The sequence below is a fragment of the Pedomonas sp. genome, assembly GCF_036515995.1.
Classification (GTDB): Bacteria; Pseudomonadota; Alphaproteobacteria; order Sphingomonadales; family Sphingomonadaceae; genus Pedomonas.
The window spans coordinates 22618-41796 of record NZ_DATBUP010000145.1 but is presented as its reverse complement, the minus strand read 5'-3'; the positions used below and the strand labels follow the sequence as shown (position 1 = coordinate 41796).

The following is a 19179-nucleotide window of genomic DNA, read 5'->3' as shown; positions in this document are numbered from 1 at the left end:
CCCGCCCCGCCCCAGATTGAGGCACGCCACCGCCGCCGACACATGCCGGGCGCAGAAAGCCGAGGCCCAGCCGCTCATGGAGGCCATGGTGGAATCCCCCACAAGGATGATCTTGTCAGGGTTCAGCGGCGGCTTGTCTTCACGGGCGGGCTCGGCCGCCTGCGCACCGGAAGCCGCCAGCAGCCCGGCAGCAAGGAACAGCGCCCTGCGCATCTTCCGCCTCATTTGCGGCTGCGCAGGTAGGCCAACAGTTCCTCCGGCCGGTCGGTCTGGATCATGGAGACGCCCATGTCGATCAGCCCGCCCCAGGTGGTCTTGGGGTCGACCAGCGCCCGCTCGTCATCCTTGCCGAGCGAGTTGACCCATACCCGCGTATTCTTCGCACGCGGCTGGGAGAGGGTTTTCTTCAGAAAGTCCCGGTTGTCGAAGAAGGAGACCTCATAGGCCACCGGCTTGAAGCGGGCGTAATCCTTAAGCGGGGCCCGCAACTGCGGCGTACAGCCCGGCATTTTCGCGGGCAGGCAGACGCCGACGATCGGCATGTAGTGGGTCTTGCCGTGGAAGGGGGCGTTGATGAGGCGGGCGTCCTGTGGCGTGTCATAGAGCTTCATCAGGATCTGCCCGTTCATGCCCAGCTTCTCGACGAGCGCGAACACCTCCGCCTCGTTCGCGACCTTGAGATCAAGGTTAACGAGGATGCGGTCCCTGGCGGCCAGCAGCGCCTCTTCCAACGTCGGCACGTGCGCGTCCACAACGGCAGCGCCCGGGCCGCCTGCACCTTGCCGCAGCTTCAGCGCCCGCAGGGCATCGAAGCTGATGTCGGACACCTTGCCGGCGCCGGTGGTGGTGCGGTCGATCGTGGTGTCATGCATCAGCACCAGCTTGCCATCGGCGGTGTTGCGGACGTCGATCTCCACCATGTCCGCCCCCAGCTTGATGCAGTTCTCGATGGCGGCGATGGAATTCTCCGGCGCTTCTGACCAGCAGCCACGGTGGGCAACGACCATGACCGGCGCATCCGCCGAGCCGTCCTGAAGTTTACGGGCAAGCGCCCCGGCATCCGCAAACGCCGGAAGCGGCTGCGTGCCTGCAACGGCGAACGCCAGAGCGAAGGGAGCAAGGAGCTTGTGCATGCCGAATAGTCCTTTGTGTTCTTATTTGCGGGCAAACAGCACAATGTGGTTGGCAACCGGGCGCTCTCGGCCCGGGATGCCGGTGTGAACGGGCGTGTTCAGCAGAACCGGCTTGCCGTCGGCTCCCTCCACTGCCAGCGTGGAGGAACCGCCGCCGTCAAGGTTCAGCGCGTCACTTGCGCCGAGGTCGGCGAACAACGCCGCCAGTTCGGGCAGGCTTGCGCCAACGGCATCCGGCTGGCGGCCATCCACCACCACCAGCCAGGCCCGCTTGCGATCGGCGGAGAGGCCGAGGGCCGTGCGCGGCGCAAGCGGTGCCGGAAGCTGCTCGATGCGCCCGCCGGTCAGCAGACGCGGCCCGGCCGCCACGCCATCGCTGAAACCCTTGGGGCACAGCTGCCCGTCCACGATCTCAACGCGGGGACCGGCAAAACACACCATGGCTTCGACCCGATCATCGATGTCCGTCTCGACGGGAGACACCACCTGCCCGCCGCTGAGGGCCGCACCGGAGACGTTCACCGGCTGGCCCTCGTGGGGGTAATAGTCACCCCCGCCCTTGCTGCCGCCTTTGAAGGGCAGGAAATAGTTGGCGTTGATGGCGACCTGCGCGCGGCTCTCGGCCAGCATGGCAGAAGTGCGGCGCGCCACATGCTCCATGCCCTGCGAAGGGTCGCCCGGCGTAACGCCGAAGGCGATGCCCTGCGCTTCAAGATCAACGCTGAGGATGTGGATGCGCTGCGGCGTCTCCCCCGCTTCCGTGCGCTGGACGTAGGAAACGCCGGGGAACAGGCTCTGGCCCGGACGTTCGACCGTGGCGCAACCGGAAAGAAGCACCGCGCCTGCAAGCCAGAGGGCCATACGGCGCAGGGAGACGCGGGGAAACATCACGCAGGCACTCACTGGACGCAAGTCAGAGGGAGTTGGCGTGCGGAGGAGAGGACTGCTCCGCACGCCGGGGTTTTCCGGTTAGAGCCGGAAAGAGGCACCGAGCCAGAAGGACCGGCCGTGATAATTGTGATCGCGGACCGCCGGATCATCGAGGTACTCGTAGTTCACACGCGCCTCGTCCGTGATGTTCTTGGCCTCGGCGATCAGTTCCACCTGCGGGTTGAGCTTGAAGCGAACCTGCGCGTCCAGCTGCTGGTCGGGCTTGTAGTAGCGATCGCCCTTCTCGGCGCTGCCGCCGGTGTTGATGGTGCCCAGGTACTTGGACTTGTAGGCGTAGGTGACGCGCGCCTGGAACGGGCCTTCCTTGTAGAAGACCGAGGCATTGAACAGTCGGCGCGGCTGCTCGCGCATGTAGTTCAGCTCGCGGATGGAGCCGTCGCCCATCACCACCTCGGTCTCGCCCTTCATGTAGGTGAAGTTGGTGGAGAGGCCGAAGTTCGCCAGCCTGCCCGGCAGGAAGTCCAGCCGGTTGAGAACCAGGTTGGCCTCAAGGCCGGTGACGTTCGCACCCGCCGCGTTGACCGCCTGCCTGTAAACTGCCGGCTCGCCGTTGAACTCGCCATCCACGGCAGAGGTGAAGATGTCGTCCTTCACGTCCTTGTGGAACACGCCGATGGAGGCTAGGCCCGAATTGTCAGGGAAGTAGTATTCCAGCGCAGCGCTGTAGTTGTCGGCAGTGCGCGCCTCCAGGTCGGGGTTGCCGCGCGAGATGGAGAGCAGGCCGTCTGTGCTGGTGCTGATGACTTCGCCCGAGGCCAGTTGGTTCGGGTTCGCGCGGCCCACCGCCTTGTAGTAGGAAGCGCGCAGGCGCAGGTTCTCGGTCAGATCGAAGTAGGACGTGACCGACGGCAGCCAGTTGTCATAGCTGGACTTGTGGTTGACGATGTCGATGAGGGTCTGCCCGCCGACGGTCTGGCTCTGCGGACGCTCCACCTTGGTGCGGGTGTGCTCGTAGCGCATGCCGAACACCACCTTCATGAAGTCGTTCTTGTAGGTGGCCGACGCATAGGCCGCCTTCACATTTTCCCGCATCCAGTAGTCGTTCAGGATGTTGTTCTCGACCGCCGAGAACAGGTCGCGATTGGCGGTGAAGAAGTCGTTGAACTTGTCGTAATCGACAATCGGTGCCGGATCGACGGCGTCCAGCGGCGTGTAGGTACCGCCGTAAGCGCCGGACAGATCGAGCGAGTTGCCCGCCAGCAGCTTGTAGGTGGTGTCGTCGTGATCCATGTCACGCGTGGTCTGGCGGAGCTTGGTGCCGACCTTGAAGCCCCAGCCGTCGTCGTCCTTGCCGACGTTCCAGCCGTAGTTCAGCTCGCCTTCCTTCACGGTTTCGACGGAGTCGTCGATGTACGGCTTGAAGTAGTCGAACTTGTAGTTGGCCGGGTTCGCGAAATAGCCCGGGTTGTGCATGGACAGGACCGGGTACTTGCCTGACACGTCGATGGTCGAGCCCAGGTTGGGATCGTTGTTCGGCGTGATGAACCGCACCTCGTTCGAGGTTTCGGTGAAGGCGGCTTCCGACCAGCTGGCGCGGGCGTCGAGGGTCGAGTCCTCGTCCACATCCCAGCGCACGTTGCCGTTGACGGTGGTCATCGGCTTCTCGATCGGGAAATCGTTGTACCGGGAGAAGGCCTGACCGGCAGCGGTGGACGCCGTCTCGCCGTTCTGGACGTTGGCCCCGCGGCGGTTGACCTGGCTGGTCAGGCGCAGCTCGTCCTCATCCTGCTGGAAGTGCGAGCCGGTCAGGGCGGCATAGAAGCTGTCGCTCGGGTTGTACTCCAGCTTCAGGAAGCCGCCGTAGCGCTTGGAGACCAGCGGATAGGCGCTGCTGGCCATGGTGTTGGGCGCGCGGATGCCGTCCAGATCCTGGAAGCTGCTGGGCTGGCTGCGTTCCTGATCGCGCTGGCGGCGCAGGAAGCTGCCGGCGGCCACGATGCCGAACTCGTCGTTGGAGCCAAAGGTGGTCGAGAAGGCGGCGCTGGCGCGGTAGGACAGGCCGTCAGAGCCCGGCGCTTCGTCGGAATCATAGTGACCAAGGAAAACGTTGCCGACCAGATAGGTGCCGTTGGTGTCAAACGCCGAGCGGGTGACGAGGTTGACGTAACCGCCAATGGCATTCCCTTCCATGTCCGGCGTGCGCGACTTGCGCACCACGGCCTGCTTCACCACCGTGGAGGGAATGGCCTCCATGTTGAGGCGGCGGTTGTTGCGCTCCGACGAGCCCATGGTCGCGCCGTCGATGGCACCGGAGGTGTAGTCCGGGTCCATGCCGCGGATGGCGACATAGCGGCCTTCGTCCTCATCGAAGATGGTGTCGACGCCCGGCAGGCGGCGCAGGCTGTCTGCAATGTTGTAGTCCGGCTGCTGGCCGGTCTCGTCGTTGGAGAGGAAGTCGGCTTCGATGTCCGTGCTGCGCTTCTCCAGAATGGAGAGGGCGTTCTGGCGCTGATAGCCGGTGACGATGATCTCATCCATTGCCGCCGTTGCGGCAGCGGCCTCATCGGCCCGAACCTCGGCGCTGCCCAAGGTCAGCGCGGCAACGGACGCACCACCAAGCAACAACCCGCGAGCAACCGTTCCAACAGCCTTGAAGCCGAGCACTTGCACAAACGCAGACATTTCGCTTCCCACAACTCGTTAAGACCAAAGTCGAGGGAGGATGTGCCTGCCGGGCGCGACACTTTCGTTACAGCAATGATAAGCTTTTGTTACATGGCCTTCATTCCCTGGATTTATCCACCCATCGGATAATAAACCGGTCGATCAGACAGTTCGCGAAACGCGGCTCGGGACCAGTCGCCCGAGCAGCGCCGAGAAGAAGCGGCGTGCCGCATCGCGCCGTTTTTCCGTGAGTTCCGCAAGAGCGAAGCAGACGGCCACAATTCCAAGGACGACACCGGTGAAGACGACCCAGTTTTCCCGCGTGTCCACTCCGGCCGCAACGAGGAAATGCGTCATGGGCCGGTGAAACAGGTAGAGGGAGAAGGTTGACCCCGCCATGAACCGCACCGGCCGCTCCATGGCGCGCAGCGCCCCCGTGAACCACCCCGCGCAGGCGTGGAAGCCGATGAAATTGGCCATGACCAGCAGGCCGAGCAGATAATCGGTGAGCACCTTTTCGGACGAAACCAGCCGCCACCAGCCGGGCACCGTGAAATGGAGCCAGGTCTTGAGGCCGTCATCCCAGTCCGCCATGCCGATCCACAGAATGACCGGCCATGTGGCAAGCACAAGAGCAAGGCCCAGCGTCGGACTACGCAGTCGCAGGCGCGGATCGAGCGCGATCCACACGCCCAGCGCCCACACCGGCGCGAGCGCCAGCACACGCGGCCCGGCCACCAATGCGAAGGCGATGAAGAACAGCCAGCGCCACACGCCGCGCCCGAACACGAGGCAGGCGAACAGGGCGTAGTAGAAGACCTCGTAACAAATGGACCAGTACGGGAAATTCCACGGCAGGATCATCCCCGAGTTCCAGCTTTCGTTGAGGAACAGCAGGGAGCCGAACAGGGTGGTGAGGGAATAGTTGGGGTCTTGCGCCCAGTCCGCATCGTTGATGCCGAGCCAGCCAGCCAGCCCATACAGGCCGAAGCTGAGAATGATGGCGGGGATGACGACCGGGTAGATGCGCGCCAGCCGGGCGATCGTGAAGCTGCGCAGGGACCGGCCCTGCCGCACGGTGGTGGAGGCGATCACCAGCCCGGAGAGGACGAAGAACACCATCACCGCTTCGTGGCCGAGGCCGTAAAGGAAGTAGCGGCCCTGATAGAGCCCATCATCCGCGGCGTGGCCGATCAGCACCGCCAGCGCCGCCATGAACCGGACAATGTCCAGATAGACCGAAACCGGTCTGGTCAGGAACCTGCCGTCACCCTCAACTGGTGGTTCGTTTTCCATGGGTCGCCCGCACCCTTTTGCAAGCGGAACGATGCAGCACAGGATTGGTTGCGCGGCCCGCTGCGCCAAATTCCGCAGAACAAGCGGGGGAGGCACAAATGCGCCTGCTCGGGCCTCCCCCAGACATCAGGCAGCCTGGCGGCGGCGCAGCCCGGCAACGCCGAGCAGCCCCATGCCCAACAGGCCAAGCGCCGCGGGCTCGGGTACGGCGGCGGCATCGGCAAGCATGCTGACGTTGTCCACGCCCACGTTCAGGAAGAATTCGGTCTCAACCTGCCCGAAGCGCAGGCGGTAGGTCTCGCCGGGTGTCAGGAAGGCGGTCAGATCAAAAGCGTAGTCGGTGTACTCGTTCGGGTCCTCGCCCTCATCAACACCCAGATAGAGGTTGGTGATGACGCCGTCCTCGGTATCGAAGGGGCTGGCGTCCGACGCCAGGATATCGACCCGGGCGTGCTGATTCGGGAAAACTTCCGGATCAAGGCCGGCAGGGTCCACAATCGGGCCGACGTTCGACCAGTCATTGACGAACATCTGGAACGTCAGTTGCACGCCCGTGGCATCGAAGGGAACGGTGAAGTCCTGAACGAGAACATGGGCGCCGGGATTGAGCATATCGGACACGGCATAGAATGCGCCTCCGGCCGGGTTGGCCGCCGTCGGGTTGTCCGAGAGCGGCGCGGTGCTGCCGGGCGTGTCGATGAACCATGTCCCGGCGCTGCCTTGCGCATCGTTGACGGACCAGCCGGAGAAATCTCCGGTTTCAAAGCCGCCATTCTCGATCAGTTCAACGGGAGCCGCGCGGAGGGGCGTGGCCGAGCCAAGCAGGGCAAGGGTCGCCAACAAAAGTCTCTGCATCAAATTTTCTCCTTTGCCTGCCGCCGGACACCGGAGAAGCAAGTTCCATGCCCGCCAAAGTTCTCAGCGACTTGGCTTCAGGAGGGTGCAGGTTTGTAAGGAATGCCGACTCTGTTGCCGGGAATCCGGCCGAGCACGCTGAATTGATTCGAGCATGCCCAGCCTGATTCGCATTTCAGTTGCGAATCACTGGCTTTCAAGATTCGGAGATCGCGGGGAGAGACCGGAGACTCTCGCGCGGCGCATGTCTGCAAGCTGAGAACCGCTCAAAACGGCCAAAACCGCAGGGTTTCGCTGATATAGGCTTGAGAAGTTTTCTGAAGGACCGCTGAGGGAGGAAGGTGGTGCCCGGGGACGGAATCGAACCGCCGACACAGGGATTTTCAATCCCTTGCTCTACCAACTGAGCTACCCGGGCGCCTAAGCGGTGGCGGGTCTATAGTCGATCTGAATCAGGGTTGTCCAGAGGTCTTTCAGCTTCATCGTCATTTACTTGGCCGGGAACCTTATAAGACTCGCCGAGCCAGTTCAAAAGGTCGCGATCCCGGCAGGGCGCCGAGCAGAACGGACGGAACTGGGGTACTGCGGGCTTGCCGCAGATGGGGCATTTAGACGGGCTGGACATGTACATGCCCATACCCCGGAACCTGCGGCTCCGCCAAGAGGTCGATTCGCGCACCCGCCGCCGTTGCTGCACGGGCCAGCAGTTCCGGCCAGCGATTGAGCACATCGATGACCTCGGGGTGCGCCACAATGCGCCGCACCCCTGCCCCGCGAGCGTGAATCACCTCGCGAATGAGCCGGAGCGCCACAGATTCAGCGGACCACTGGTTGCGCCGCGTCCCGCACAGCAGGTCAATGATGGAGGGGCCGGGGCGCGGGCGAATCACCTGCATCAGGCCATAGCCGTTGATGGCGGTGCGCTCGAAGGGCGTCGGGTCGTTTTGCGCGGCCGCGTCGAAGGCATCGGCCACCGTCACCCGGTCCGACTTGCTGCCGGAGGTGAGGAAGTCGATCATCACCGGCCCTCCGATGGCATAGAGCCGCAGCAAGCGCGCGACGGTGCGCGCCGCCGCCACGTTCACCTCGAGCGCAGGGCCGGAGCCGTCCACATCGATGACCAGCCCGGCGCGGGTACGCTCCAGCGTGAGCAGGCCGCCGGGGAACGCGACCTCGCCAGACACCGCCGCATCCAGCGCTTCATCCACCCCCAGTTCGGCCGGCAGACGCTGAACGTTCCGTGCCGGCGCACCGGCCGGCTGCCAGACGGGAGCGGGTGTGATGAGGCCCGCTTGGTCAGGCACCCGCCCTGTCTGCTCCGGCAATGCGGGGCGGCAATGGGGCAGCTTCATCTTGCCGGGCTCGGGCAAGGCGGGGCGGGTGATCTCCACCACCGCCAGCCGTCCTTCGCTGAGCCCCGCGGGGATGGGTTGGAGGAAAGCTTCCTGCCCGCCCAGATCAACGATCGCGCGGGTCGGGCTGACCTTGCGGCGCAGGCGCGCGGCGAAGATCGCCCCGGTCTGCACCGGGTCGGCCTCATCGCGCAGCAGGCGGATTTCCAGAAGCGTGTCGCCGTTCACAAGCGCCGCCCGCCGTTCACCCGGCAGCGCCTCGATCAGCCATTCAAGCGGCATTACCGGCCAGCGCCATTGGCAGATAAACCGCTGGCGCTCAGCAGCGCGTTCGTCTCGTAAAGCGGCAGACCGACCACGCCGGAGTAGGAACCGGCCATGGCCTTCACATAGGCCGCGAACCGTCCCTGAATGGCGTAGCCTCCCGCCTTGCCCTTCCACTCGCCCGAGGCGATGTAGGCGTTGATTTCCTCATCGGTCAGCCGCTTGACGGTCACGACGGTGTCGGACAGGCGCTCGCGCCGGGTGCCCGCCGCATCGATGACCGCCACCGCCGTATAGACGTGGTGCCTGCGGCCCGACATCAGCTTCAGGCAGGCCCGCGCTTCCGATTCGGTTTCCGCCTTGGGCAGAATGCGCCGACCAACGGCAACCACCGTATCGGCGGCCAGAACGATTGTATCAGGATGCTGGGAAGCCACGGCCTCAGCCTTTTCACGGGCGAGGCGGGCGGCGTAGGGACGTGGAAGCTCGGCCTTGCCGGGCGTTTCATCGATATCGCTGGGGACCACGCGGTCCGGCTGGATGTCCAGTTGGGCCAGCAGATCGAGGCGGCGCGGACTGGCGGAGGCGAGAACAAAAGCCACGTTATTTGAAACGGTACGTGACGCGACCCTTGGTCAGGTCATAGGGGGTAAGTTCCATAAGCACCTCATCTCCCACCAGCACGCGGATGCGGTTCTTTCGCATCTTGCCGGCGGTGTGGCCCAAAACTTCGTGGCCGTTTTCGAGTTTTACGCGGAACATGGCATTGGGAAGCAGCTCGACAACCTGCCCCCGCATTTCAATCAGTTCTTCCTTTGCCATTCGCTTGCCCTGGCAGTTTGGCTCCGAAATGGCGGTCAGATGATCTATTAGCGGGTCAAATGCAAGAGGAAGCGAAAGCCGAATCAAAACATCCTGCATATGAAAGCAGTGTGTTTGGGCGCTCTTTGGCTTTCTTCCGCGAGCTTCACCAGAATAATGCCCCCCATCAGCCGGTTACGGCATGGACGCGGGAGCGCTGCCGCCTTATGAACGGCCCCGCCCGTACATGTGGATGGAATGAAGAAATGACGACCGAAGGACTGGTCATGGCCCTGCCCAAGGGCCGCATCCTGAAGGAAGTAATGCCCGTGCTGCGCGCGGCCGGAATCGAACCGGAAGCCGCGTTTCACGACGACAGCAGCCGGGCGCTCCATTTCGCCACCAACATTCCGGGCCTCTCAATCATTCGCGTGCGCTCGTTCGACGTGGCGACCTTCGTCGCCTTCGGCGCGGCCCAGCTGGGCGTTGCCGGCAACGACGTGCTGATGGAGTTCGACTACCCCGAGATCTACGCGCCGGTTGACCTCGGCATTGGCAAGTGCCGCCTGTCGGTCGCCGAGCCTACCGATCTCAGTGAGGAAGATGATCCGCGCACGTGGAGCCACATTCGCGTCGCCACCAAGTATCCCGGCGTCACCCGCCGCTACTTTGCAGCCAAGGGCGTGCAGGCCGAATGCATCAAGCTGAACGGCGCGATGGAACTGGCTCCGACACTGGGCCTGTGCCGCCGCATCGTCGATCTGGTCTCGACAGGCCGCACGCTGGTGGAAAACGGCCTGACGGAAGTGGAGACGATTGCCGAGGTCAGCTCGCGTCTCATCGTCAACCGCGCGGCGTACAAGACGCGCGGACCTGAACTGATGCCGTGGATCGAGAAGATCCGCGCACTGGTTGAGGAGCAGAAGTAATGCCGTTGCGTCTGAACAGCCGGGATGCCGGCTTCGAGTCCGCCTTCGCCGCGCTGGTCGATGATCGCCGCGAAGCCCCGACGGATGTGCGTGATGTAGTGGCCGGTATCATTGCCGACGTGCGTCAGCGGGGCGATGCCGCCCTTCAGGAGATCACGCAGAAGTTCGACCGCATCGACCTGAACGCGCTTGGCATGCGCGTCACGCCCGAAGAAATCGAGGCCGCCAAGGCCGCGTGCGAGCCCCAGGTGCTGGCCGCCTTGAAACTGGCTGCCGAGCGCATTGCCGCCTTCCACGCCATCCAGAAGCCGGAAGACAAGGAAGTGACCGACGCGGCAGGCGTGACCGCCGGGTTCCGCTGGTCCGCCATCGACGCCGTTGGCCTCTACGTGCCGGGCGGCCTCGCCAGCTATCCGTCTTCCGTGCTGATGAACGCCGTGCCCGCCAAGGTGGCGGGCGTCGAGCGGCTGGTGATGGTGACGCCGACGCCGGACGGCCGCCTCAATCCGCTGGTGCTGGCCGCTGCCGATCTGGCGGGCGTCGATGAGATCTACCGCATCGGCGGCGCACAGGCCGTGGCCGCGCTGGCATACGGCACCCAGACCATCAGGCCGGTGGACAAGATCGTCGGCCCCGGCAATGCCTTCGTGGCGGAAGCCAAGCGGCAGGTGTTCGGCCTCGTGGGCATCGACATGATTGCGGGCCCCTCCGAAATCCTCGTGGTGGCGGACGGCAAGAACAATCCCCTGCACACCGCCGCCGACCTGCTGAGCCAGGCCGAGCATGACGTGACGGCCCAGTCCATCCTCATCACCGATGACGCCGCCTTTGCCGACAAGGTGGCCGCGGCGGTTGAGGAGACCATTCCGACGCTGGCCTCCGCCGACATCGCCCGGCAGAGCTGGGACCGCTACGGCGCGATCATTCTGGTGGACAGCCTTGAGGACACGCCGCCGCTGATCGACCGCCTTGCCGCCGAACACCTTGAGCTGAAGGTGGACGACCCGCGCGCCCTGATGGCCCGCATCCGCCATGCCGGGTCCGTGTTCATGGGTCGCAACACGCCGGAAGCCATTGGCGACTACCTGGGCGGACCGAACCACGTGCTACCCACCGGCCGCCGCGCCCGCTTCTCCTCGGGGCTTTCCGTGACCGACTTCATGAAGCGCACCACCTTCCTGTCATGCAGCGAAGAAGGTCTGGCCGCCGTCGGCCCCGCCGCCGTGCATCTGGCCAACGCGGAAGGCCTGCCCGCCCACGCGCGCTCCGTCGCCGTGCGGCTGGGCGAGTAGATCGTATTCGGGATTACTTGAAGGGGGCCTATAACCCCCTTCACCCCCTTTCCTTTGAAAGGGCCGTGGTTCGGGCGCTTCACCAATCAATTTGCGAACCACGCACGCTGATTTCTCGCTAAGCAAGAAATCGACGCTACGAGGGTTTAAACGCTCTCTGAGAGTTTTTTGCCTATTTCAGCCAGGCAAGTAACTGGAACCCTCGTTTTCGCGCTGTGCGATGCCTTTCCGGGCCAATACGGGGCATATAATGGCGCGACCTTCCCCCGCGCGCTAGAACTCAGCGCCTCATCGTCAGGCGCAGGATAAACCCGCTGTCGTCCTGCCCTGCTGCACCATGACCAGCGTCGAAGCGGTGGAAGCCGTGAACGGCCATGTTCGCGCCCTCCCGCAGCGGCAGGGCGTAGACGGCCTCAACGTCGATCTCCCGCCCGGTGGGCGCCAGGTTGATGCGGGCGGAGCGATGCTCGGTCACGCCGGCATCGTAGCTGTAGGCGGCGGGCAGCGTGACATGGGCCAGCGCCCGCTCCACCCGCAGGGGCTGGGCAAGCATGAAGCCGAACGTATCGCCGGGTCGCCACAGGCTCTCCCCGGTCAGGCTGAAGCGCCAGTTGCTGGTCCAGATGTCGCCGTCTGCCGCCAGCAGCGCCCCGTGCGCCTTTTCAAGCCGGGTGCGACCGGCAGCGGCTTCAGCCGACAGGCTCCAGCGCGGCCCGAGATCAAGCGCGGCGTTGAGCCCTGCCGTTGCAGTATCGGCCCCGGCGTCAAAGCCGAACGCCCCGGCGCTGCGCGCACCGAGCACGCTGCCGCTCTCCTCGATCCAGCCGAAGGACAGGCCGAACGCGCCCCAGCCGGTTTGCCGCTGCACTCTCGCCTGCATGGTGCGGATGGCGGCCTCGCCGTCCGTCAGCAGCGGGCTGGCGCGGTCATCCTGATCGAGGGACGTGCGGCTGGCGGCCATGCTCCACCGCCAGCGCCCCACCGGCAGGCTGACGGCGGCACTCAGCGGCTGCTCGGCGGCAATGCCGAAGGCCTCCCCCACCCGGCCTCCTTGGGAAAGGTATGAGACGGACTGACGCTGCTCCTGCCCCACCGTGCCGAGAAGGTCCGTGGCGCTGCGGCCGTAGCCGAAGGCAAGACGCGCGTCCTTTGTCAGGTTGAGGCTCAGCCAGCCATCCGCCTGCGGCTGTAGCATCAGGGCGAGATGCGTGTCCGCCATGCCGAGGCGGCCCCATACGGCGGCGTCCTGCGCATGATTTGCCGCGAAGCCAAGCGCAGCCTTCTCACCACGCAGTACGCCCGCCGCGCGGCTGTTCTCCAGCCCCAGCCGCTGCACCAGTCCGAGACCGGCGTTGGACGAGCGCACCGTTGGGCTCAGGTCCACGGTGAAGGCGCGGTTGTACATGTCGAGCACGACCGTGTTCGAGAGCGCCGCCCCCAACTGCCCGCCGTCTCCAAAGGCGCTGCCGAGGGAGATGTTCGCGGCGGCGAGCTCCACCGGCTGCTCACTTCCCACCAGCGCGGTTGCCCCCTGTGGCTGGAAGGCCCGGCCGATGTTGATGAGACCCCGGCCATAAACGGCGTCAGTACCCGGAGTGCCGAGATCGGTCGCGGTGCGGAAAATCAGATCGACCAGTTCCCGGCCCGACATGTTGGGAAAGGCGCTGGCAAGCAGAGCGATGGCACCCGTGACGTGCGGTGCCGCGATAGAGGTGCCGCTGACCAGAACATCGGTCTGGCCGATGTCCGTGGTCTGTATCCTCTCGCCCGGCGCAACGACGTACGTATTCTGCGCCGAACCGGCTCGATTGCTGAAGCTGGAGATGGCGTTGCCCGAGTTCACCGAACCGGCGATGAGCACCAGGCCTCGTGCCTGCGTGGAGAGAGCAACCCGCGCCATGGCGTCAGGATCGGCCGCGCCATCGTTGCCCGCCGAGATGACGATGACCGTGCCGCCTGCGGTTGCCCGATCAACGGCGCTCGCGAGCCTCGTGCTTGCTGTCGAGCCGCCCAGGGAAATGTTGATGACGCGTGCGCCCCCGGTGCGCGCCAGATCAATGCCGGCCGCAATGTCATCATCGTAGAACGCGCAATCATTTGCCGCGCAGCTGCCCGGCTCGTCCGTCCGGGCAATCAGCAATGTGGAGTCATAGGCGACGCCATGCGTTCCGGCTGCGTTGCGGGCGGCCCCGATAACGCTCGCAACCCAGGTGCCATGGCCGTCTTCGTCCTGAAGCGAGCGACTGCCCGCCACATCACGGCTGGCGGAATGGATGCGCCCGGAAAATTCGGAGTTGTTCGTGTCGATACCTGAGTCGACGACACCGACGGTCACGCCGCGGCCGGTCGCGCCGCGGCTGTAGGCAGCAATGGGTTGGATATGCGCAAGCCCCCAGTTCCTGCGGTATTCGGCGGTCTCGAACGTCTCCGGCGGAACCGGCTCGGGCACTGGGGCGGGAGGCGGAGACGGCGCGGCAGGTGGCGGCGGCGCGGGCGCAGGTGAGGGATTTCCCCCGCCTCCGCCACCGCAGGCCGCCAGAACCAATGCCGATAACAGAGAGGCATAGCGCCAAGAACGCAAATTCACCCCTGCACCGTCCTTTCCCGATCCTGTCGCAAATATGGCGGAGCATAGCCCCGCCATATTTATGAACGACTTAGATCAAGAAAAGGTGAAGCTGCGTTTTGGGGGGCTTCGTCAGGCCGCGGGTTCCGACATGACGTTCTGGGTTGCCCACAGCGCAGCCTGAGTACGGTTGGCCAGACCCAAGGTCTTGAGAATGGCGGACACGTGAATGCGCACCGTGTTCTCCGACATGCCGAGCGTGCTTGCGATTTCAGCGTTCGGCTTGCCCTGCGCAATGAGGCGGACCACTTCCAGCTGACGACGGGTCAGCAGGCGCAGCGCCGGATTGCGGCGGCCACCGGTTACGCTGCCGCTGCGGCTGACCTGACGGCTGCGCAGCTGCTCGCCAACGGCGGAGATGATGAGATCCGGGCGGGTGCGCCATTCCGTCAGAACGCTTTCACCGGCTTCGGAACCGGCAGCCGGAGACGAAGCGTCAGCCAGAAGGACGGTCCACGGATTGCCGCTGGCAAATCCCGCAGCGGCAGAAGATGGTGCGTCCGACAGCAGGCGGATGCCGCAGATGATGGGAAGGCCATTGGGGCCTGGCGGCGGGGTCGTCGGCAGGCTGTCGACAGTGACGCCGGGGAATGCTGCACTCAGTACGCGGCTAACGGCCTCACGTACCAGCCAGTCCTCCGATGCGACGATCAGCGCATCCCGATAGTCGCCCGACCTGAGACCGGAGCGGTAATCTTGGTCCATATCCATACGCACGTTCCCATACATCCAATTTTTACGCGGTTACACCCCTGCCGAAGGCCGTGCTCGATCCGAACTCGTACTACGGACAGATTGGGTGCATTATTGTGCCCTTCTGTTCGTTGGGTGAAGCACCAATTTCGTTAGGCGAAAGCGCCTAACTGGCCACAACCGTCCGAACGTTCGGGGAAAATCCACAATAGCTCATAGTTACAACGTTCGAAGTGACAAAAGGTGTCATCGAATTGATAAATTTTCTACGACATCTGTCACAACCTAAGGGCGTGCCCTTGACAGCACGCTCGCTTGGTACGGCCAGCGCGTTAATTCTTTCTTAACTTTTCGAATCAGTTTGGGCGAATCAGGCCCAACCTTCGAGCACCTGATCGGGCGGCCGATGGCCATCGCTCCACACCTTGATGTTGCGAATGACCTTCTCGCCCATTGCCAGCCGGCCCTCGATCGTGGCGGAGCCCATGTGCGGCAGCAGGACGACGTTTGGCATCTCAAGCAGCTTGGGGTGAACCTGCGGCTCGTGCTCGAATACATCGAGCCCAGCCCCGGCGATGCAGCCGCTCTCCAGCGCCGCCACCAGCGCCGGTTCGTCCACGATCTCGCCGCGCGCCACATTGATCAGGTAGGCGTGACGCTGCATCAGGCCGATGCGCTCGGAATTGAACAGGTGATGCGTCTCGGGCGTGTGCGGGCAGTTGATGGAGATGATGTCCACGCGGCTCAGCATTGCTTCCAGCCGCGGCCAGTAGGTTGCCTCCACCGCCCGCTCCACCGGCTCGGGCAGGCGGCGGCGGTTATGATAGTGCACCGCCATGCCAAAGGCGCGGGCGCGCTGGGCGATGGCCTGCCCGATACGGCCCATGCCGACGATGCCGATGCGCTTCCCGTGAATGCGGTGGCCGAGCATCATGGTGGGCGTCCAGCCCTTCCATTCGCCCGAGCGCAGCAGGATCTGCCCTTCCGCCAGGCGGCGCGGCACGGCGAGGATGAGCGCCATGGCCATGTCCGCCGTATCGTCCGTCAGCACGCCCGGCGTGTTAGTGACCATGATGCCCCGGGCACGGGCGGCACCCAGATCGATGTGATCGATGCCGTTGCCGAAGTTGGCGATCAGCTTCAGATTCGGGCCGGCGTTGTTGATCAGCTCCGCGTCCACGTCATCGGTCAGGGTCGGCACCAGCACATCAGCTTCGGCCATGGCCTCGGCCAGCATGGCGCGATCGAACGGCGTATCGTCCAGATTCAGCGTCACGTCGAACAGCTCGGCCATCCGGGTTTCAACCGCTTCCGGCAGGCGACGGGTAACAATGACTTTCGGACGCTTGTTGGTCATGGCATGCCCTGTTCGATCAGCCCGGCTTATCATCCGGTTCGGTCACAGCTATGCGGTTCGGGAACAGCCGGTCAAGGGTCGCATAACCCGCCCCCGGGTTCTATAGCTCCGCATAACTCTTGCCCTCTGGCGGCTCTCAGCGCAATGCTTCGGCCCGCCGGAACGGCGAATTAGCCCACTCTGATTAGCGTATCGAAGGTGACGACGCGATGCTCAAACGGCCCACCCCCTCTCTCCCTTCAGTCACCCGGCCTGCCCTGCGCCCCCTGCTGCGCCTCACCTGCGCCGGGTTGCTGGGGCTGATGGCGGCAACAGGCCTGGGACTCGGCGCGGCGCCCGCCTCTGCGCAGGAAGCGGGGGAGAATGACAAGGCCAGCGAAAGCGGCCTGCCGCTGCCGCGCTTCGTGTCGCTGGGCGCCAACGAGGTGAACCTGCGCACCGGGCCGGACCGGCGCTATCCCATCACCTGGGTCTACAAACGGCGCGGCATGCCGGTCGAGATCATTCAGGAATACGGCATCTGGCGGCGCATTCGGGACGTGGACGGCGTCGAGGGCTGGGTGAACCGCCACCTGCTCACCTCCGATCGCACGGCCTTCGTCACCGCGCAGGTGCGCACCCTCTATGCCCGCCCCGAGGCAAGCTCGGCCGCGGTGTGGCGGGTGGAGCCGGGCGTCGTCGCGCGGATCACCCTGTGCGAGGAAGACTGGTGCCAGCTCAACATCGGCGGGCGCACCGGCTGGATTCGCCGCAACGAGATCTGGGGCGTGTACCCGCGCGAGACGATTAACTGACACTGGCAATTGGCGCGCGCAACTGACGCAGGCCCATCTATAAGGACCGGCGAGGGAGGCCGCCGCCGCAAGGCTTCGCCTCCCTCCCTTGACGGCGCGGGCCCGGATCGCCACATCGGAGGCCAGCACCGCGCCCCTTGCCGTCTACCCATGGCACCGCGCGGGTTTCAGGCATCAGAAGCGGAAAAGGCAGCCTCCGGGCGGCTTCCCGCTTGAGGAGTTGACCAGATGTTCATCCAGACCGAGCGCACGCCGAACCCGGCGACCCTGAAGTTCCTGCCGGGACGCACCGTCAGCGCGGCCGACACCGTGGACTTCCCCGACGCGGAATCCGCCGAGCGGTCTCCGCTGGCATCGGCGCTGTTCTCGCTGGGCGATGTGACCGGCGTCTTCTTCGGCGCGGATTTCATTGCGGTGACCAAGGCCGAGGGCTCGGCCGACTGGAGCGAGCTGAAGCCGCAGATTCTCGGCATCATCATGCAGCACTTCACCAGTGGTGCACCGCTGCTGCACGAGGGCGCCGAAGAAGCCGCGCTGGCCGACGCCGATGACCCGGCCGACGAGGACATCATCGTCCAGATCCGCGAGTTGTTGGAGAGCCGCATCCGCCCGGCTGTGGCGCGTGACGGCGGCGACATCATTTATCAGGGTTTCCGCAACGGCGTGGTTTACCTGCGCATGCAGGGCGCCTGCTCCGGCTGCCCGTCTTCCACCGCCACGCTGAAGAACGGAATCGAATCCCTTCTGAAGCACTATGTGCCGGAAGTGACTGAAGTTCGCGCCGTCTAACCAGGCAACCAAATCTTCTGGTTAAATGCTTTACTTGCGCCCGTTGCCTCCGCATACGGGCGCAAGACTTTTTAGTGTCATTTGTTGTGTCGTTTCAGGAAGGGTCGAATTCATGGGCGAGATTGTCAGTGACCGTGATCTGGACATTCTTTTCCGCACCGCGCGCACGCCGCGCGTCTGGCAGGACAAGCCGGTTACAGAAGTGCAGCTGCGGGCTCTCTACGACCTGATGGCCCTTGCCCCCACCGCCATGAACTGCGGCCCGGCCCGCATCGTCTTCGCCCACACCCAGGACGCACGCGACGCGCTGGCTGACTGCGTGAGCGGCAGCAACAAGGACCGGGTGCGCACCGCCGGAGCCGTTGCCATCATCGGACAGGATGAAGCGTTCTACGACAAGCTGCCCCAGCTGTTTCCCCATATGCCGACCGCACGTGACATGTTCGCAGGCAATGCCGCGCTGACGCAGGAGACCATCCTGCGCAACTCCTCCCTGCAGGGGGCCTATCTCATCATGGCCGCCCGCTCGCTGGGTCTGGACTGCGGCCCGATGTCGGGCTTCGATGCCGCCAAGGTGGACGCGGCCTTCTTTGAAGGCACTTCCATCAAGACCAATTTCATCTGCTGCCTCGGCTACGGCGATGACACGGCGCTACACCCGCGCCTGCCCCGCCTGTCGTTCGAGGATGCCTGCCAGATCCGGTAACCGCAGGAAGGAAGGCTGCTCCCATGACCTCCGGCCCCCTGATACTCGGTATCGATACCGCTCTCTCCGGTTGCTCCGCCGCCCTTGTGGACGAGGGCGGCACGGCTCAGGCCATGCGGTTCGAGCTGATTGCCCGGGGTCATGCCGAGCGCCTCGTACCGATGGTCGGCGAGCTTCTTGCGGATGCGGGGATCGACCCCGGTCAGATCAGCGCCGTTGCCGTGGCCGCCGGGCCGGGCAGCTTCACCGGCATTCGCGTGGGCCTTGCCGCCGCCCGAGCCTTCGGGCTGGCATGGGGCGCGCCATGCCATGGCGTCTCGTCTCTCGCCGTGCTGGCGCTGGCGGCCTTGCAGGAGAACCGGGACGCGATCGGAAGCGGGCCATTCCTGGCCGCCATCGATGCCAGCCGCGGCCAAGTCTATGCCCAGCTCTTCCGCGCCGCAGATGATGCTCCCGAAGCCCTCGGCGACGCCGCCGCGCTGTCACCGGAAGAGGCGGCGCGCCTTGCCACCGAACATGGCTGCACTCTGGTTGCCGGCTCGGGCGCGATGCTGGTGCGCGAGGCCAGCGGCCAGACGCTGACCGCCCTCGCGCCTGAATGGACCGACGCCGCATCGGTTGCCCGCCTGTCCCGCATGGCCGGGTTCGCCCTGCCGCCGCAGGCGTTTTATGTGCGCCCGCACGATGCCCGCCTGCCCGGCGGCGCGGTCTTGCCCCCATCATCCAGCGCCTGAGCC

Annotated in this window: 18 protein-coding genes, 1 tRNA gene and 1 pseudogene; 6 read left to right on the top strand and 14 right to left on the bottom strand. The window is 64.9% G+C overall.

Features of this window, described 5'->3' with window-relative positions; genetic code table 11:
* The 11 genes and pseudogenes from VIG90_RS11540 to infA all read right to left on the bottom strand — a co-directional run.
* A pseudogene (locus tag VIG90_RS11540) lies at positions 1–213 on the bottom strand (lysophospholipase); the annotation flags it as partial.
* Between the two features lie 8 nt (positions 214–221).
* On the bottom strand, positions 222–1133 hold the full coding sequence (locus tag VIG90_RS11535) for a glycerophosphodiester phosphodiesterase family protein (RefSeq protein WP_331593664.1): 912 nt from the start codon (positions 1131–1133) through the stop codon (positions 222–224).
* 21 nt (positions 1134–1154) lie between these two features.
* Positions 1155–2021, bottom strand: coding sequence for a phosphodiester glycosidase family protein (locus tag VIG90_RS11530; protein WP_331593667.1), 867 nt, complete (start codon positions 2019–2021; stop codon positions 1155–1157).
* 81 nt (positions 2022–2102) lie between these two features.
* Positions 2103–4706, bottom strand: a complete 2604-nt coding sequence (locus VIG90_RS11525; RefSeq protein WP_331593663.1) for a TonB-dependent receptor — start codon at positions 4704–4706, stop codon at positions 2103–2105.
* Positions 4707–4850: 144 nt separating this feature from the next.
* The gene (locus VIG90_RS11520; protein WP_331593662.1) at positions 4851–5984 is read right to left on the bottom strand and encodes an acyltransferase; all 1134 of its coding nucleotides are present in this window, start codon (positions 5982–5984) and stop codon (positions 4851–4853) included.
* Positions 5985–6110: 126 nt separating this feature from the next.
* The gene (locus tag VIG90_RS11515) at positions 6111–6839 is read right to left on the bottom strand and encodes a PEP-CTERM sorting domain-containing protein (protein ID WP_331593661.1); all 729 of its coding nucleotides are present in this window, start codon (positions 6837–6839) and stop codon (positions 6111–6113) included.
* Between the two features lie 342 nt (positions 6840–7181).
* Positions 7182–7257: transfer RNA gene (locus tag VIG90_RS11510), tRNA-Phe, on the bottom strand.
* A gap of 18 nt (positions 7258–7275) precedes the next feature.
* Complete coding sequence (locus VIG90_RS11505) at positions 7276–7464, bottom strand: DNA gyrase inhibitor YacG (protein WP_331593666.1); 189 nt, start codon at positions 7462–7464, stop codon at positions 7276–7278.
* Complete coding sequence (locus tag VIG90_RS11500) at positions 7448–8473, bottom strand: ribonuclease E/G (RefSeq protein ID WP_331593660.1); 1026 nt, start codon at positions 8471–8473, stop codon at positions 7448–7450. The genes VIG90_RS11505 and VIG90_RS11500 overlap by 17 nt, the downstream gene beginning before the upstream one ends.
* Positions 8473–9057, bottom strand: coding sequence for a nucleoside triphosphate pyrophosphatase (locus tag VIG90_RS11495; RefSeq protein WP_331593659.1), 585 nt, complete (start codon positions 9055–9057; stop codon positions 8473–8475). The genes VIG90_RS11500 and VIG90_RS11495 overlap by 1 nt, the downstream gene beginning before the upstream one ends.
* Position 9058: 1 nt before the next feature.
* Positions 9059–9277 carry a translation initiation factor IF-1 gene (infA, locus tag VIG90_RS11490; protein ID WP_259276691.1) on the bottom strand — a complete coding sequence of 73 codons (219 nt, stop codon included), beginning with the start codon at positions 9275–9277 and terminating at the stop codon, positions 9059–9061.
* A gap of 245 nt (positions 9278–9522) precedes the next feature.
* Here infA and hisG point away from each other — a divergent pair, with 245 nt between their 5' ends.
* Both hisG and hisD read left to right on the top strand, forming a co-directional pair.
* On the top strand, positions 9523–10185 hold the full coding sequence (gene hisG, locus VIG90_RS11485) for an ATP phosphoribosyltransferase (protein WP_331593658.1): 663 nt from the start codon (positions 9523–9525) through the stop codon (positions 10183–10185).
* A complete protein-coding gene (hisD, locus tag VIG90_RS11480) occupies positions 10185–11477 on the top strand; it encodes a histidinol dehydrogenase (RefSeq protein ID WP_331593657.1) in 1293 nt (430 codons plus the stop codon). Before hisG ends, hisD begins: the two co-directional genes overlap by 1 nt.
* Positions 11478–11757: 280 nt before the next feature.
* Here the strand turns inward: hisD and VIG90_RS11475 are convergent, their stop codons facing one another.
* The 3 genes from VIG90_RS11475 to VIG90_RS11465 all read right to left on the bottom strand — a co-directional run bounded on the left by VIG90_RS11475 (position 11758) and on the right by VIG90_RS11465 (position 16153).
* A complete protein-coding gene (locus tag VIG90_RS11475) occupies positions 11758–13926 on the bottom strand; it encodes a S8 family peptidase (RefSeq protein WP_331593655.1) in 2169 nt (722 codons plus the stop codon).
* 249 nt (positions 13927–14175) lie between these two features.
* A complete protein-coding gene (locus VIG90_RS11470) occupies positions 14176–14814 on the bottom strand; it encodes a response regulator transcription factor (protein WP_331593654.1) in 639 nt (212 codons plus the stop codon).
* 352 nt (positions 14815–15166) lie between these two features.
* Positions 15167–16153 carry a D-glycerate dehydrogenase gene (locus VIG90_RS11465; RefSeq protein WP_331593653.1) on the bottom strand — a complete coding sequence of 329 codons (987 nt, stop codon included), beginning with the start codon at positions 16151–16153 and terminating at the stop codon, positions 15167–15169.
* Positions 16154–16362: 209 nt separating this feature from the next.
* Here VIG90_RS11465 and VIG90_RS11460 point away from each other — a divergent pair, with 209 nt between their 5' ends.
* From VIG90_RS11460 to tsaB, 4 genes are all read left to right on the top strand, one after another.
* Positions 16363–16947 (top strand): SH3 domain-containing protein, encoded by a 585-nt coding sequence (locus tag VIG90_RS11460; RefSeq protein WP_331593652.1) that lies wholly within the window; start codon positions 16363–16365, stop codon positions 16945–16947.
* 228 nt (positions 16948–17175) lie between these two features.
* Positions 17176–17736, top strand: a complete 561-nt coding sequence (locus VIG90_RS11455; RefSeq protein WP_331593651.1) for a NifU family protein — start codon at positions 17176–17178, stop codon at positions 17734–17736.
* Between the two features lie 112 nt (positions 17737–17848).
* Positions 17849–18442 carry a malonic semialdehyde reductase gene (locus tag VIG90_RS11450; protein WP_331593650.1) on the top strand — a complete coding sequence of 198 codons (594 nt, stop codon included), beginning with the start codon at positions 17849–17851 and terminating at the stop codon, positions 18440–18442.
* Between the two features lie 23 nt (positions 18443–18465).
* Positions 18466–19176, top strand: a complete 711-nt coding sequence (gene tsaB / locus VIG90_RS11445) for a tRNA (adenosine(37)-N6)-threonylcarbamoyltransferase complex dimerization subunit type 1 TsaB (protein ID WP_331593649.1) — start codon at positions 18466–18468, stop codon at positions 19174–19176.
* Positions 19177–19179 lie beyond the last annotated feature (3 nt).